Annotated in this window: 11 protein-coding genes; 3 read left to right on the top strand and 8 right to left on the bottom strand. The window is 46.7% G+C overall.

The genetic code is table 11. The features are described 5' to 3' along the window. Window positions 1–27: 27 nt before the first annotated feature. Window positions 28–2,883 carry a TonB-dependent receptor gene (locus tag AT705_RS02175; RefSeq protein ID WP_058795289.1) on the bottom strand — a complete coding sequence of 952 codons (2,856 nt, stop codon included), beginning with the start codon at window positions 2,881–2,883 and terminating at the stop codon, window positions 28–30. 729 nt (window positions 2,884–3,612) lie between these two features. Here AT705_RS02175 and AT705_RS02170 point away from each other — a divergent pair. Beyond that, the gene (locus AT705_RS02170) at window positions 3,613–5,235 is read left to right on the top strand and encodes an alpha-glucosidase family protein (protein ID WP_058795288.1); all 1,623 of its coding nucleotides are present in this window, start codon (window positions 3,613–3,615) and stop codon (window positions 5,233–5,235) included. A gap of 61 nt (window positions 5,236–5,296) precedes the next feature. Here the strand turns inward: AT705_RS02170 and AT705_RS02165 are convergent, their stop codons facing one another. The 7 genes from AT705_RS02165 to AT705_RS02135 all read right to left on the bottom strand — a co-directional run bounded on the left by AT705_RS02165 (window position 5,297) and on the right by AT705_RS02135 (window position 14,006). Continuing rightward, the gene (locus AT705_RS02165; protein ID WP_237113768.1) at window positions 5,297–6,859 is read right to left on the bottom strand and encodes an EAL domain-containing protein; all 1,563 of its coding nucleotides are present in this window, start codon (window positions 6,857–6,859) and stop codon (window positions 5,297–5,299) included. 189 nt (window positions 6,860–7,048) lie between these two features. Beyond that, window positions 7,049–7,348 carry an integration host factor subunit alpha gene (gene ihfA, locus AT705_RS02160; RefSeq protein ID WP_010384797.1) on the bottom strand — a complete coding sequence of 100 codons (300 nt, stop codon included), beginning with the start codon at window positions 7,346–7,348 and terminating at the stop codon, window positions 7,049–7,051. Window positions 7,349–7,350: 2 nt separating this feature from the next. Continuing rightward, window positions 7,351–9,738 (bottom strand): phenylalanine--tRNA ligase subunit beta, encoded by a 2,388-nt coding sequence (gene pheT / locus AT705_RS02155; protein WP_058795287.1) that lies wholly within the window; start codon window positions 9,736–9,738, stop codon window positions 7,351–7,353. A 13-nt stretch (window positions 9,739–9,751) separates the two neighbouring features. Continuing rightward, window positions 9,752–10,732 carry a phenylalanine--tRNA ligase subunit alpha gene (pheS, locus tag AT705_RS02150; RefSeq protein ID WP_010384799.1) on the bottom strand — a complete coding sequence of 327 codons (981 nt, stop codon included), beginning with the start codon at window positions 10,730–10,732 and terminating at the stop codon, window positions 9,752–9,754. 192 nt (window positions 10,733–10,924) lie between these two features. Next, window positions 10,925–11,629 (bottom strand): DnaA inactivator Hda, encoded by a 705-nt coding sequence (gene hda, locus AT705_RS02145; RefSeq protein WP_208856756.1) that lies wholly within the window; start codon window positions 11,627–11,629, stop codon window positions 10,925–10,927. Window position 11,630: 1 nt separating this feature from the next. Then, complete coding sequence (locus AT705_RS02140) at window positions 11,631–12,686, bottom strand: DUF2066 domain-containing protein (protein WP_208856755.1); 1,056 nt, start codon at window positions 12,684–12,686, stop codon at window positions 11,631–11,633. A 111-nt stretch (window positions 12,687–12,797) separates the two neighbouring features. Continuing rightward, entirely contained in the window at window positions 12,798–14,006 is a 1,209-nt protein-coding gene (locus tag AT705_RS02135; RefSeq protein ID WP_058795285.1) for a sensor domain-containing diguanylate cyclase, read from the bottom strand. A 264-nt stretch (window positions 14,007–14,270) separates the two neighbouring features. Between AT705_RS02135 and AT705_RS02130 the strand changes: the two genes are divergently transcribed. Both AT705_RS02130 and AT705_RS02125 read left to right on the top strand, forming a co-directional pair. After that, a complete protein-coding gene (locus AT705_RS02130; protein WP_237113767.1) occupies window positions 14,271–15,686 on the top strand; it encodes an ethylbenzene dehydrogenase-related protein in 1,416 nt (471 codons plus the stop codon). Beyond that, window positions 15,683–16,363: an Lcl C-terminal domain-containing protein gene (locus AT705_RS02125; RefSeq protein WP_058795283.1), complete on the top strand. Its 681-nt coding sequence runs from the start codon at window positions 15,683–15,685 to the stop codon at window positions 16,361–16,363. Before AT705_RS02130 ends, AT705_RS02125 begins: the two co-directional genes overlap by 4 nt. Window positions 16,364–16,382: the final 19 nt, after the last annotated feature.

Below are 16,382 nucleotides of genomic sequence, written 5' to 3'. Positions count from 1 at the left end.
GGCTTTATATCAGATCACGCTCGGTGCTTAGAAGCTATAGTTAAACCCTAAGAAGTACTGGCGACCGAACTCTTTGTACTCGCCAGTTGCCAATGCAGTACCATAGTTGGTGGTGTTTGGCTCATCAGTCAGGTTGTTGATTTGAAGCACGGCCTGCAAGCCATTTTCAAAATCATAAGTGCCCTGCCAGTCAACCACAGTGTACTCATCCGCCCACGCCAGAGATGAACCACCAGGTGACGCACCTTCATACACATATTCATCACGATAACGTACGTTCAGGTGTGTCGTAAATGCGTCGATATTCCAGAAAATCGTCGCACTCCAGACATTTTTAGACAAACCAGGCATAGGTAATTGTTGATCCGGGAAGTTACCACCGCCATCAACTGTTGTTTCACTCTCAGTGTATGAGTAGTTAGCATTGAAACCTAAACCAGAGAAAATACCAGGCAGATTGTCAAACATAGTAGTGTAAGCCAGCTCTACGCCTCGAATATAGCCACCCTGATCATTGTTCTGAGTTGTCTGGTACTGACCAGCAACAAAACCTTCTGGGACTTCAAGACCAATTGTTGCCCAATCAACCTCACCTTCCTGATAGGTAATACTTTCAATCAGAGACTCAATGTCTTTCCAGAAAATAGCCGCTACAAACGCACCACCATCTTCGAAATATCGCTCATACGACAAGTCAAACTGAGTTGCACGGAACGGGTCCAGGTTCGGATTACCTTTTGACCAAACATTATAACGTGGACTTTCACCGTCATTGGCGGTATCAGCCCAAGAACCAGCACCACCACGTAATTGATACACAGGTGGACGACCCATCACTTTTGCTGCCGCGAAGCGTATCTGATCTTCATCAGTAACACGGAAGTTTAGGTTCAAAGAAGGCAATGTATCTGTGTATTCTGGTCCATACTCAACGTGACGATAATCTGTTCGTGCCACACCATTATCATCAACGATAGTATCACCTACTTCATCACCTTGGATCTGCTGAATCCCAATTGATTTAGTATCTGTTCTAACAACACGAACACCAAAGTTACCTGTGACAGGAATATCTCCAATTTCAGTATCTATGTTAGCCATAACATAACCAGCTAACACTTCTTCCTTAACCGCACCACTTTCGATCAGTGTCCAGTTATGTTCCCAGGTTTGCTGCGCACCATAATTGCCCGGACCAAATACCGCGTCCGCGATGCCCATCAGGTCTAGCTCAAGATAGTTGAATCCTCTGGTATGCTCCACGGTGACGAAACCATCAAGAGAGTGCGGCATACAGGTATGATTTTGGTGGTTAAATTCGCACCCTTTATTAGTAACGATCGTACCATCAGGCAGTTTGTAACCATTCTGACCTTCACGCGCACCCCAGCGGAACGTTGAACGCTGGTCCGTAAACTCTCGGTCTGACCAACGAGCACCAACTTCAATAGACGAAATAAACCCAGCCTCAACATGGTATTTAAAATCTACTTTAAAGCTGTCCAGTTCATCAGTGTATCTATGTGGAAACTGCTCCCAGTCACCCAGGCGCATGTTAGACAAGTCTGTATAGCTATTTCCCAGAGTCAATAACGGCGAATTTTTCTCTTGCTGTACAAAAGAAAAGGTTTGGTTACGCATCTCCTGCCACGTTTCAACCAAAGTGCCATCTACAACCGCATTTCCAAACTCGTAGGCGTGCATAGATGCAATTACATCACGGCGCGTTTTTTCACCTTCACTGTGTGCAAAGTCCAGCCTAAGTTCCCACTTATCCGTAACATATTCCAAATCCAGACCAAAGCTGTCTGTGGTAGAATCGGTAGACTGGTCTTCAGAACGCATTTCGACCCAAGGGCCATTGGGATCAGTGATCACAACATCACCGGCAACTAAGAAGCCATCTTTTACTACCGCGTTGTTAAGCGTATAAAGGGAACCTAAATTCTTCTCGAACCCCTCGATATTCAAACCACTTTTGCGGTCTTCTGATTCAAACTCAGAACGGAAGTAGTCAAACTGGACTTTTAGCGCATCTGTAGGTTGATAAACCAAAGTACTCATAAGACCTAGGCGCTCGTCTGACCCTTTTGCAGAGCGAACCTGATAGCCATTTACAGAACGCTCTTCTGTACCATCACCATCAAAGTCTTGCGAGCGCTTCGGTGCATGTGCTGATACATCAATAGCATTATTTGGCTGGTTTAAGAACGCCGCGCCAATACCAAAACCCAAAGTTTCATCCAGGAACTTGCCCTGATATGAGAAACTGATGCGCTCACCACTTGAATCGGCACCTACATCTGATGCAGCATCATTGTAGGAATAACGTACTGAAGAATTGAAGTTATGTTGCTCTTTCGCTTCAAGTGGGTTCACTGTTTTCAGTTCAACCGTTGCAGCAACACCCCCTTCTACCAAAGAGGCTTTTGGCGACTTGTATACAGCAGCCTGGTTGATCAACTCTGACGGGTACTGGTCAAACGATATCCAGCGGCTACCCGCTGTATAACCACTGGTGCTTGCCTGTTCACGGCCATTAAGTGTTGTCTGAATAAAGTCGCCATTCATACCACGAATATTCAACTGAGATGACTGACCACTTGCGCGCACCGCTGTCACACCTGGCAAACGGCTCAGGGAGTCTGCAATGGAAACATCGGGCAAAGATGCCAGATCACCAGCATCAACGACTTCTGCTACTGTGTCGCTGTAACGCTTTTTATCGATTGACGCGATGATACTACGAGAGATACCACGTACCTCGATAACTTCAACATCCTCTTTCTTTGCTGCTTTCTCTTCTTCTGCAACGACCGAAAAGTGGCTAACGCCAGCGGCCATAAGCGCAACTGTTAGCATGCTTGGTTTGAACATAGACATAGTGTTTTATCCCAATTAACCATTTTTATGACGCCTAGTTGTTTGTTTATTCGTCACACGGTGAACCGTGAAGCGCTACAACGATTTTAAAGGCGGTAATTTTGTTGTCAGCGGCAATAGTAGCGCTGCCTTCAACGTCCAAACAACTTTATGCATACGTATTCAATACAGCCTCCATTTCATTTTGTTCACAGGACATTCACTCCTAGAAGCGCTAACCCCCTGTTACCTTTATAAATATTATCGCAACAATCTGTTGGTGAACCTTGCATGTTATGCTTTCGCTGAATTTACTAAGTTTTAACGAAAATCAAATAACTGCCAACGATTGTGCCATCAAATTTGCTGAATTTTTCTGCTCCGAAATCAACATGAAAATTGGTATTACCAATTAATTAAACTGTAATACAGATAAAAGAGGGGAATCTGAGGCAGAAACACATATTGGTAAAGAGCACCAATGAGTTTGAAATCCGGCTTTTATATTAATCCAATGACAACTAATTATGCTGCATACGTATGCAGGCTTTTTACTCATATCAACGCATGTCGTATGCTCTTCGCCATTGTTAATATTTAGTGTTGTCGTATCCTGTTTACATCATAATCTGACCTCACCTCGTTTGAATTGACTACAGTTATTAAGCCCCTCAATACATTGAGTTGCGAGATGGCTCCAGAGGCAGATATGGATACGGCAGCTCAGCTGCACGGCGCAGGAGAAAGTGCATGGCTCATAATGAATGGTGGAAAGGCGCGGTTATCTATCAGGTATACCCCCGCAGCTTTTGCGATACCAATAATGATGGAATTGGCGATCTTCAGGGGATCATTAGCAAGCTCGATTACATTAAGTCGCTCGGCGTAGATGCCATCTGGATCTCGCCATTTTTCAAGTCTCCTATGAAAGACTTCGGCTATGATATCAGCGACTACCGTGATATTGACCCAATGTTTGGTAACCTTGATGACTTTGATGAATTAATCGACAAGGCACATCAACGTAATATTAAGATCATTATTGATCAGGTACTTAGCCACACTTCAGATGAACATGCCTGGTTTAGCGAAAGCCGTGCCAACCAAACAAACGGCAAAGCTGACTGGTACGTTTGGGCGGATGCTAAGCCTGATGGCAGCCCCCCAAACAACTGGCTGTCTATCTTTGGTGGTGTTGCATGGCAGTGGGACTCTCGCCGTTGTCAGTACTATCTCCATAACTTTTTGACTGAGCAACCGGATTTGAACTTCCACAATCCTGAAGTACGTCAGGCGGTTCTGGATAATGTCGAATTCTGGCTGAAAAAAGGTGTTGACGGTTTCCGCCTGGATGCCATTAACTTTTGCTTCCATGATCAACAGTTGCGTGACAATCCTGCAAAGCCAAAGGAATTACGTCAGGGGCGTGGTTTTAGCGAAGACAACCCTTATGCATTTCAGTACCATTATTACAACAATACCCAGCCGGAAAACCTCGCGTTTATGGCAGAGATCCGCACCCTGCTCGACCGCTACCCTGGCACGGTCAGTCTGGGAGAGATTTCATCCGAGGATTCTCTTCAAACCATGGCTGAGTATACCTCCGGCGGTGATAAGCTGCACATGGGCTACAGCTTTGAGTTACTGACCAAAGACTACAGTGCAAGCTACATTCGTGAAACCGTCTCTCGCCTTGAAGCAGTCATGACCGAAGGCTGGCCATGTTGGGCGTTCAGTAACCACGACGTAGAACGCGTTGCAAGCCGCTGGTCTAAAGACGGTAAAACCGTTGACGCACGCCAAGCGAGCATGCTCACCGCGTTATTGGGGTCATTGCGTGGCAGTGTATGTATGTACCAGGGCGAAGAACTGGGCCTGGGTGAAGCCGATGTCGCATTTGAAGATTTACAGGATCCTTATGGCATTACGTTCTGGCCGAACTTTAAGGGACGTGATGGCTGTCGCACACCCATGCCCTGGCATACCGAGCTTGAGCATGCAGGCTTCAGCGAAGGAAAACCCTGGTTGCCAGTATCACCGGCACATCTGCCACAAGCGGTTTCTCAGCAAGCTGACTTGGAAGATTCTATTTTGGCGCGTTATCAGGCATTTATGGCATGGCGGAATACAATGCCAGAATTGCAGGTGGGAGATATCGAGTTCATAGATAGCCCGGAGCCTATGCTCGCATTTTATCGACATTATCAGGGTAAAACCGTGCTATGCGCGTTTAACCTGAGTGATCAGCCTGCTCAGCTCGAACTGAACAGTAGCCACCATGCGCAACATCAGGAGTTAGTCCATCATAATGGTCGCTATGAACAAGGCCAGCTGTCCCTGCCCGGATATGGCTGTTACTTTGCCTCATTATAATCCCTTGACCTAAAGCCCCGTAACCGGGGCTTTTCTATTACAGGCCGTTATATTACGTAAATTAGCAAACCTCTTTAAGCTTCTGAATTGGCATCGCCATATAATAGTACCAACCCTGGTGCACACACACACCCTGACGGGATAAATACTCTGCCTGATGCGCCGTTTCTACGCCCTCTGCAATCAGCTTTTTATCAAGCTTAGCTGCCATCTCTATCATCGCATTAAGTACAGGGGACTGCAGGTTATCCATACCAATAGAGGCAACAAAGGTCTGGTCTATCTTCAACAGATCGATTGGAAAACTCTGCAGATAATGCAAACCACTGTAACCGGTACCAAAGTCGTCTATCGCGATCTCGACCCCTGAGTCTACCAATGACTGAAGAACGGAGTGTATTTGTGCCTGAGATAACACGTCACGCTCTGTCAGCTCTATGGTGAGTTTCGGGATATTCTGGTTCGCTTTGTGCAACACTTCAAGGTAGTCTGCGCAAGTCAACAAATAACCGTTAACGTTAAACGACACCTTGAAGTGAGGTTTACTTTGTAAAATTGCACGCAATTCAGTCAGCGCTCTTTCTATCTGATAAATCGACAGATCAAGAATACTGCCATCGCGCTCCGCTTCGGGAACGAAATAGGCCGGGCTAAGCTCCCCCTCCACAGGGTGCTGCCAGCGGATCAGCACTTCAACCCCAACAACTTCCCGAGTCGTTGCATCTACCAGAGGCTGATAGACATTAAATAGTTCCTGCTTATTGATAGCCCCAAGCAACAATGCCCGGCTACTCAATACCCGGCTGTCATAGTGGTTAAGCAACATAGTGAGCCCCACCAATGAGCCACAATATAAAAGCAACAGGGTTAACAACCACACAGGCTGGATGGTAGACAGTCGTTTTGCATCGCTGGCCACCATAATGGTCAGTTGTGGCAAAGCAGCAAGCGGCCGTGCAAAGATATATTTCTGCGTGCCATCGTCAAAATGCCCTTCAAACTCCAGTACATCCGTCATGGGAAATATCGTCTCGCCCAAAGGTAAAGTGTATTTGCCACGCAAAAATATGGGCACGCCGGACTCACCATCGAGCAAAGCAATGAAAACCAGGTTTTTATGCCGGGTAATATCTAAGGTATCACTTAACCAGCTGGTTGGTAGTAAGGCATTAACTTCAAATCCATCATTGCGTGTGCGCGCCAGCACAAACGCAGGGACTTGCAAAAAGTCAGTAATGATTGGGCCATGATACCTCAAGCCGGGTTGTTTTATGGGCTCTGTGGTTTGTACCGGGGGCGTCAGGCGGCCAAATGAGTTACACAGTAATCGGCCATATTCATCGACGATGCCAATCTCACTCAATGCAGGATTAACGAATACCTGCTCTCGCATTAAAGAGATAGTATGAGCGTCACATGTTTCATCGAGGCGCTCTGCATGTTTTAAAAAGACATCAATATTATGAAGCTGCGAATCTAGCTCCTGTCGGATCAATTCGGAGGCGGCCTGAACGGATTGCTTTGCGGCTTCTTTCTGTTGCACGTAGACAAAAATCGCCAAAGAGCCAAATAGCAGAGAACTTATCAACCACGCAACACAGATATTTTTTATACGATTAGTCAAGGAGTGATTACCCTGGATCAACTTCGCACTCCAAACAAATACAAAGGCCAGATGTTAAAACAGGTAAATTAAATTTTTATGACAAGAAACCCCGGTTGATGCCGGGGTTTCTTAATTATCATACAGATATCTAGCTGAAGGTTACGCAGCAGAACATGCCTGCGATCTAACCCAAAGACGTCTGCGTGATCACAGGTTTTTGCTGGTTCCCACTTCTACACGTGTTTTTAACTTCTGACCAGGTCTGAAAGTTACAACACGGCGTGCCGAGATGGGAATGTCTTCACCAGTTTTAGGGTTACGACCAGGGCGTTCTTTTTTATCACGCAGGTCGAAATTACCAAAACCGGACAGCTTTACCTGCTCTCCACTTTCCAGCGCTGAGCGGATTTCTTCAAAAAACGCTTCAACTAAGTCTTTGGCATCCTTTTTATTTATCCCCAATTTCTCAAATAGGTGTTCAGCTATGTCGGCTTTAGTAAGCGCCATATCTAGTCCCTCAACGATGCATTAAATTGTTTGGCCAATTCGGCCACCACGATTTCTACAGTGTCGTTGATGTCTTTCTCTTCGAGCGTTCTATCAACGGCTTGCAGTGTTAGAGCAATGGCTAAACTCTTATAACCAGGCTCAATACCTTTGCCCTTATACACATCGAATAAGTTTAGGTCAACTAATTGATTTCCGCCAACTTTCTCAATGCTTTCTAAAATATCGCCTATTTTTACATCATCTGCAACTAAAATAGCAATATCACGGCGATTTGACGGGAATTTTGAGATACTAACAGCTTCTGGAAGCTTACGTTCAGCGATCGCCGCTGTTTCAACTTCAAAAACATACGCAGTTTCATTAAGATCCAGTGATTTTTGCAGCTGCGGATGAACCGCGCCGATATAACCCACTTTCTCACCATTGGCATAAATGGCAGCAGATTGACCCGGATGCAGACCATCACTTGGTTGCGCTTTGAAGCTAAAACGCGCTTTGTCATTACATAAAGCCAGCAATGCCTCTACATCGCCTTTCACGTCAAAGAAATCAGTCTTACGGCTTTCAATGCCCCAGTGTTCATTGTGCGTATTGCCATATACCACACCACCAATCACAGGAGTTTGACGAACGCCGTTTTCTGCAGTTTCATCTTTAACGAACTTCAGGCCGTGTTCAAATAAACGGATGCGAGCCTGCTGGCGGTTTTGGTTGTAGGCTACGGCATTAAGCAACCCCGGCATCAGGCTTACGCGCATCGCAGACATTTCTACCGAAATAGGATGTGGTAGTACCAAAGCATCACTTTCAGGGTGCAGCAGTTGTTGTTTCTTAGGATCAACGAAGCTGTAGGTAATTGCTTCCTGATAGCCACGTGCGACCAGTTCGTTACGCAGGCGAGAAACCGGCAAGCGTGCTTCTTGGTGATCGGTCATCTTTAATGCCGCGGTCGGTGCTACATTTGGGATATTATTATACCCGAACACACGTGCAACTTCCTCAATGAGATCTTCTTCAATACTAATGTCGAAACGATAACTTGGTACAGTTGCAGTCCAGCTATCGTTGGCAAATGCCACATCCAGACCAAGGCGCGTCAGGATATCCGTCACTTTTTCATCAGCAATATGATAGCCAATAACACGATCCAGACGTGAGCGGCGCAGCGTGACAGATTTAGCCTCAGGTAAATCAGCTTCAGACACGGCTTCTACAACCGGACCTGCCTGGCCGCCAGCAATTTCAAGTAGCAAGGCCGTTGCTCGCTCCATAGCATCATGCTGTAACTGATAATCCACTCCGCGTTCATAACGGTGTGATGCATCAGTATGCAGGCCATAGCTACGTGCCTGACCAGCAATAGCTAAAGGACTGAAGAATGCGCTTTCAAGCAAGATGTCTGTAGTGCCTTCTTTAACACCTGAGTTTTCACCACCGAAGATACCGGCTATCGCCAGCGCTTTATTGTGATCAGCAATCACTAATGTACTTGGCTTCAGCTTGGCCGTATTACCATCAAGCAATACCAGCTCTTCGTTTTCAGCAGCACTACGTACTTTGATACCACCTTCAATGGCACTTAGGTCAAACGCATGCATAGGGTGACCCAACTCAAGTAATACGTAGTTAGTGATGTCAACAACCGGATCGATTGAGCGAATACCAGAGCGGCGTAACTTTTCAACCATCCAAAGAGGTGTGATTGCATCCAGGTTGATACCTTTAACCACGCGGCCAAGGTAACGAGGACAAGCCTGACTATTTACCAGCTCAATCTCAATTTTGTCATCAATGGTTGGCTCAACAGCTGGAATAGCCAACGCATTGACATCAATACCATTTAACACACCCACTTCGCGTGCCAGACCTTTGATCCCCAGGCAATCACTGCGGTTAGCAGTCAGGTCAACATCGATGGTAACGTCGTCTAGGTTAAAGTATTCGCGGATGTTTTGGCCAATTTGCGCATCTGCTGGTAGCTCTAAAATACCGTCAGAGCTTTCTGCCATGCCCAGCTCTTCAAACGCACACAACATACCATGCGACGGCTGACCACGTAATTTTGCTTTTTTGATTTTAAAGCCACCTGGCAGTACAGCACCCACTTTCGCCACTGCGACTTTCAGGCCAGTGCGGCAATTCGCAGCACCACACACGATATCCAGCAACTCGTCTTCACCAACATTGACTTTGGTTACACGTAATTTGTCTGCGTCCGGGTGTTGGCCACACTCAACCACTTCACCAATTACGACGCCTTCGAAGTCACCCGCAACCGGGTCGACACCATCGACTTCCAGTCCGGCCATTGAAAGCTGTTCAGATAGAGCCTCGGTATCAATCGCAGGATTAACCCATTCTCTTAACCACTTTTCACTAAATTTCATTGTTGTATCGCTCTTATCTGAATTGGTTTAGGAATTTTAAATCGTTTTCGAAGAAAGCACGTAAGTCGTTCACGCCGTAGCGCAGCATGGTCAGACGTTCTACGCCCATACCAAATGCAAATCCAGTGTACTTCTCAGGGTCAATGCCTACAGAGCGCAATACGTTCGGATGCACCATTCCGCAGCCTAACACTTCTAACCACTTACCATTTTTACCTTTCACATCCACTTCCGCTGACGGCTCAGTGAACGGGAAGTAAGAAGGACGGAAGCGGATCTCCATGTCTTCTTCGAAAAAGTTACGTAAAAAGTCGTGCAAAATACCTTTCAATTCAGTGAAGCTCACATCCGTATCGACCATCAGACCTTCAACCTGGTGGAACATTGGCGTGTGTGTCTGATCGTAATCGTTACGATACACTCGACCCGGAGAAATAATACGCAAAGGCGGCTGCTCAGCTTCCATTGTACGGATCTGAACACCACTGGTTTGCGTTCTCAGAACCAGTTTAGGGTTAAAGTAAAAGGTGTCATGATCAGCACGAGCCGGGTGATGCTCTGGAATATTCAGCGCGTCAAAGTTATGGAAATCATCTTCTACTTCCGGGCCTGACTTAACCGCAAAACCCAGCTCTCCAAAAAACTGCTCGATACGCTCAATAGTCCGTGTTACCGGGTGCAAACCGCCCTGCGGTGCCGTACGGCCAGGCAGCGTTACATCAATGGTTTCTGCCGCCAGTTTTTGAGCAAGTGCAGCCTGCTCCAGCGCTTCACGCTTTTCGTTGATCGCGGTCTGAACCTGATTTTTTGCCTGGTTAATCACCTGACCCGCTTCTTTACGTTCTTCTGGTGCCAGTTTACCCAGGGTTTTTAGTAGTCCAGTGATCTCACCTTTTTTACCAAGGTAGTTAACTCTGACTTCCTCAAGTTGCGCAACTTCGCTCGCGTTAGCAACGGCGTCTAGCGCTTGCGCTAAAATATTCTCTAAGTTCATTCTATACCTGATCTTGTTGAGGTCATTTGCCTTTCATTGAATCGATTATAATAACTGAAACAACGGGGCAGATTCTAGCCCAAATTAGGGGCTTTTCATGGACAATTTGCTGGTTGTTGGTTGATTTTGGGCTGGTTTAGCATTTCTTGTGACATTTGTGACGTCGACGGTCAAAAATCCCACAAGCAAGGCTCATAAATTCAGAGTCGTCTTAATGAATGGGATTGTTAATTTTCGCTGAGCTGCCATTGAAGCATGATCCAGTTTATCAAGCACATCCAGCAAAGCACGCATATCGCGGCTAAGCCGGGTCAGCAAAAATCGCGCGCATTCATCACTGAGCTCAAGGCCCCGCATTTTTGCGCGTTTTACCAGTGCTTCGGCTTTATCGTCATCGCTCATTGAACGGATCTGAAAGGTGGTTCCCCAGGTAAACCGTGATTCCAGGTCAGGCAAACTCAAATTCAGCATGTTCGGTAGCAGATCCGCGGTCACAACCAGGCACTTTCCAGGTTCGTTGAAGCGATTGAAAAAATTAAACAGGGCTTTTTCCCAAGGCTCATCACCTGCTACCAAATGCACATCATCAATGCACACAACATCCAGAGTTTCCAGACCATCGAGCACCGCCGGACCAAAATTTATCACCTCTCTGAGCGACAGCAGTATGGTCGACAGGCCTTGCTCTTGCGCATGGATACACGTGGCATAAAGTAAATGCGACTTACCTGAGTCACCCAGGCCACACAAATAAGTGAATTGAAAATCCTGCTGGCCCGATTCGAGCGCGCTTTTCAGGTGCGTCACTTCAAGCGACCCCTCACCACCAAAATAAGCACTGAAAGTTTCGTCATCAGGTAAAGTAACGGGCAACGCCATTTGCATTGGCTGCGTCATATCATTGCCCTACCCAGCTATATCTGAGGTTATTTGCACTGGCAACCTGATAAAATGCGCGAGGGTCAACAAAGACGCTAAATGCGCGTTCTAATTTGAGTGACTTTTGCAGATCAACGACTGATGAACCATGTTCAACTTCAAACTTAACCAGATCCCCCTGACGATAAATGACATCTACGTCCTGTACGGTGCTAATGCTTAGCAACTGTCTTCTGGCCAGTTCAATTTTACTAAATGAAGTCAGCTTATCCACGGTCAATACGGTGCTGCTGGTCGCATATGAACGATTAGGGTCTATCACATATTCAGCGGCCAGAGCCGTTGACATATCGTTAATCATGGCAATAAGTAATTGCTGCTTGTCACCCACTTGCTGGGTCGATTCAAACTGATCCGTATCTGTGTAACGCCAATCTAATTGCCAACTACTGCTATTTGGCTGTTTAAACAAACGGCCGGTTATGACCCGCTCAGCGTTATAGCGCATCGACGCGGCTTCAACCGGCTCCGAAAAATTTCCCCACACTTCAGCAATGCCGACCTGCGCGCGATCGGTCAGGTCCATCAAAGGCACAACAACGGGGATCCCCCATTCTGCCGCAGTGTCATAAATTAACCGCTCCAATTGGGGGTAACTTTCCTGGGTAACAAATTCTCGCCGCAGGTTGTCTTCTATCACAAGCCAGATTGCAATCATGGGTCGGCGGTTGCCCCATAAGGGCAAGTTGCTGTCTCTGACCAGCTGCTCTACTTTGTCCGCCTCAAACCTTACACGTATTTTGATATCACCATCCGCAGACTCGATATACTCATACTTGAGCATATAGTCAGAAATACGTTTTTTACTTTGCCGGATGAGTGGATGATTTAAATGCTCTGTGCGGCCTGTCAACTTTTGGATCACACGGTCCAGCGCTTGCTGACTGGCTACAACGCGCTTTGCACGAGTTTTGTTGTCCACCTGTAAAGTGGCTTCATATAGGTCTGTTACCTCAACCGCGCCTGCAGCCATACACCAGCCAAACAAACCCAGTAAAAAGAATCTCAGTGCCATAACAACCAAAAAGTTAAGGAGAAAACCCGATCCTAATGCAATCGACGCCGCAAAGCAAAAACCAGAGCAGAGAGATTTTAAATAGCAGATGCCAGGTTGCGGGATTTATCGTCAAACCAACGCTTGTTCATAAAAGTAAGCCTGGTTTTTGCCCAACTCTTTCGATGAATAGAGTGCACTGTCAGCACACTTTAACAGGGCCTCAGCACTGAACACCCCATCGTTTTTGGCAACGCCGATACTGCACCCACACTGTACCTGTTGCCCCCCTTCCAGTTGAATAGGAGAAGAGATACAAGCAATAAGGCGCGAACAGATCTGCATCAGCACTGATTTTTCAAGTGGGTCAGACAGGACCACCACAAACTCATCTCCACCCAGACGACACAGCACGTCATAAACACGTAGTTCTCCCTGAATTCTCTTGGCAACTTCCTGCAACACAATATCACCACTGTGATGACCATAGTTATCATTGATGGGTTTAAAGTCGTCTAAATCCAGATACAAAATATGCACGGTGACCGAACCGCGTTTTGACCGCTCTGCGAGATTATTCAGCTCGCGGAATAGAAATTTTCGGTTAGTCAGACCCGTTAGTGTGTCATGTAACGCTTCATGCTCCAACCGCTGTTGTAATGCCTCCCGAATACCAATTTCTTTTTGCAACTCAGTCAGGCTCGATTCGAGCTCTTGGGTGCGTTCCGCTACTTTGATTTCTAATTCACCCTGGTAGTTTTGCAAAACCGTGTTGGCTTCGACTAAAGCTTGCTGGTTATTGAACGCATCCAAGGCTGAGGAGATCACATGGCTAATCGTATACAGGACATCGACAATCACACCAGAGTATTCATCTTCACGACGATAGGATTGAATGATAAACGCGCCCATAAAGTTGTTGCGATTAACAAGAGGAAAACAAAGCCATTGTTTTGGCACTGTGCCGATGATATTTAACCGTCCCTCTGTCACCATTTCATTCAATTGCTCAGTGCTATAGTTGCAAACACTTTGCGACTGCAAAGCATAGGCTGTTAATGAATGTGAGATTTCGTCCAGAGACAGTGCTTCCAAATCTTCCGGGTCAATGTCATCCTTTACATCATGAAAATAAGGGAAGGTCAGACTGCCATCTTCTCGATATAGCACGACATAAAAGTTATCCGCATACGTCACCTTTTGTAAAATGCAGTGTATGTCCAACAAAAACCGTTGAATAGAATCACTGGTATTTAAGCAGGCCACTATGTCTGTCATGCTATCAATCACTTCTCCACTGTCGAGGGCTTCTTCCGTCGTCTCTGACCAAAACTTATTCATCCGGCTCTCACTTTTTTCACCTTTCGTCGGGCACTTATTTAGTTTAGTCGAGGTTTTATCAGATTGCGTTGCGAATAATTCGGTGTTGCACATATGAATTTATTCATGAGTTAGTGCTTGACATAAAACTGCAACCCTTTATGTTTACACTATTTAAACATATAAATAACAAAAATTGCGATGCGTAGAGTTACGTTTGTCCTTCTTCATGCCCTGGTCATCTTACTGGTGGTTTGCAGCTTGCTTACCGGCTTAAGATTTTCTTTGCTAACACAAGATTGGCTGATGGTCATTAGTCCACTGCTTCCTGAGGGCGACTTATACCCATGGCATATAGCCAGTGCCAGTACCCTCAGTGTACTGGCGATAAGTTATTTGTCGCTTTCACTATGGCGACCCTATCGCAGCAACCCAAACCAATACCACCTTTGGGTTAACCGTCTGGGGTATCTGATTATATTAAGCCTGCTCTGCTCGGGTTGGTTTCTCTGGGCCGGTGTATATGTTGTGGTGATGCAGCCGCTGCACTTCTATGGTGTCTGGCTATTGCTGCTTTACCTGCTCGTACATGGCTGGATTTATTTTATTCAGTATGGCAAGCGCGTGTTGTTTGCCCTCCTCCCGTCACACATTGAGAAACAAGGTGCGCTTATCCTGGCCTCTGTATGCATACTGGGGTTTCTGTTATTCACCAGCACTCGCTATTCGGCAGACACACTTGAAGTCGCGTCGCTGAGTCCAAGTGAGTTCATTGACATAGATGGGCACGGTGATGAAACACACTGGACAAGGGCGCCTGTTTACACCATAGAAACCCATGGTGGCGCAAACTTTAACGATGGACGCAGCACTATTCGCATACAGGCGCTAGCCAATCAGTATGAAAGCTACTTCCTGATACGTTGGACCGATCCCAGCATGAGTACCAACCACCTGCCTTTATTAAAAACTAAAGCAGGCTGGAAAATCCAACAAAATGGCTTTTACCAATTTGACGAGCGTACTTTCTACGAAGACAAACTGGCGGTGATGCTTTCCCGCTCGTGTTCAAGCGGGGCCGATAATACCACCTATCTCGGCCATCGACCCCTTGAGGGCAAACCACCCAACTGGCACGGCAAGGGGTTCCACGCCAGTATGGATGGACAAATACGAGACTTATGGCACTGGAAAGCGGTTCGAACCAATGACATGTATCAGGCGGATGATAATTTTTTTGGGCCACCGGCCCTGGTGCAGCAAGGGCAGCGCCGCTATACCGCCGGGTATCAGCCTGATGGCAAAGAAAGTGGTGCCTATGTGATGAACTGGCAGTGGTACACGCCAGAAACCGTCATCCCGAAACGGTTACCAGACAAAGACAATGTGCACCTGAACGTCTTACCCTGGTTTGGCAGTACGCCTTATCACAAGAAAAAGGATATGTTTGTACCCGGAAGCAAGCTCTCATCTATTCTGTACCGCTCTAATCGTTTCGAGGGAGATCGAGCCGATGTCAGAGCGCGAGGTAGCTGGGACAGTGGTATCTGGACCCTTGAATTAGTGCGCAAGCACAACACCGGCTCTTTACATGATGTGCCACTTGAAAGTGGTACTTGTATGTGGTTTTCCGCTTTTGACCATGCTCAGGTGGCACATACCCGCCACATTCGTCCAGCCATCTTAAGGTACCCGCTATGATCACCCGTCTATTAATGTCATTGGCGACCGCTGTCATTGTAATCTCATTGTTGTGGATAGAACCTTTGAGTCCAGTCGTCCAGCCACACCCTAGATTTGTTAAATTGGATCAATCAGGTCATCCATTATCCCCCTGGCAGGGTCCCTGGTCCTGTGTGTTAGATACCCAAAAAGACCTGGTATGGGAAGTTAAAACCGACAGTGAGAACATTCATGACGGTTACTGGACGTATTCCTGGTATCTCTCAGCTGACGAGACCATCCAAAGCCAGGCCAGAGGCGAAGCGAACCTGGGAGATTGTTACTTCGAGTCTTCGCGATGTGACACTCAGGATTTGATTAACCGAGCCAGACAGACAGCCTTATGTGGTCTGACACATTGGCGCCTGCCTACCAGTGGTGAATTAAGCAGCTTGTTGCAAAACCCAGCCCGCCCAGGACATGTGCATATCGCCCAGGACTTTTTCCCTCATATGAAGCATGGAGATTACTGGAGCGCGGATCATTCACAGCCTCTTTCAGGCCATTATCAACGCTTCAAACAAGGTGCAACTGCTGTCAACTTTCATACCGGGGAGCAGTACCCACTTCCCTATCGTAACGCAGCGTTTGTGTTACTGGTAGCCGACTTACCCACAGAGTTTCAATCTACACGCCTCAAAGGTGTGACCCATTAACCAACAACAGGAAACGAGT

It is taken from the genome of Pseudoalteromonas rubra, from assembly GCF_001482385.1.
Classification (GTDB): Bacteria; Pseudomonadota; Gammaproteobacteria; order Enterobacterales; family Alteromonadaceae; genus Pseudoalteromonas; species Pseudoalteromonas ardens.
Note: the sequence above shows the minus strand (reverse complement) of the source record. Positions and strands in the feature narration are given on the sequence as shown.

What these genes read in the sequence shown, in the direction of transcription:
- AT705_RS02175 (WP_058795289.1), bottom strand. Translation starts at nt 2,883, where the DNA reads ATGTCTATGTTCAAACCAAGCATGCTAACAGTTGCGCTTATGGCCGCT.
- AT705_RS02170 (WP_058795288.1), top strand. Translation starts at nt 3,613, where the DNA reads ATGGCTCATAATGAATGGTGGAAAGGCGCGGTTATCTATCAGGTATAC.
- ihfA (WP_010384797.1), bottom strand. Translation starts at nt 7,348, where the DNA reads ATGGCGCTTACTAAAGCCGACATAGCTGAACACCTATTTGAGAAATTG.
- pheT (WP_058795287.1), bottom strand. Translation starts at nt 9,738, where the DNA reads ATGAAATTTAGTGAAAAGTGGTTAAGAGAATGGGTTAATCCTGCGATT.
- pheS (WP_010384799.1), bottom strand. Translation starts at nt 10,732, where the DNA reads ATGAACTTAGAGAATATTTTAGCGCAAGCGCTAGACGCCGTTGCTAAC.
- hda (WP_208856756.1), bottom strand. Translation starts at nt 11,629, where the DNA reads ATGACGCAGCCAATGCAAATGGCGTTGCCCGTTACTTTACCTGATGAC.
- AT705_RS02140 (WP_208856755.1), bottom strand. Translation starts at nt 12,686, where the DNA reads ATGGCACTGAGATTCTTTTTACTGGGTTTGTTTGGCTGGTGTATGGCT.
- AT705_RS02135 (WP_058795285.1), bottom strand. Translation starts at nt 14,006, where the DNA reads ATGAATAAGTTTTGGTCAGAGACGACGGAAGAAGCCCTCGACAGTGGA.
- AT705_RS02125 (WP_058795283.1), top strand. Translation starts at nt 15,683, where the DNA reads ATGATCACCCGTCTATTAATGTCATTGGCGACCGCTGTCATTGTAATC.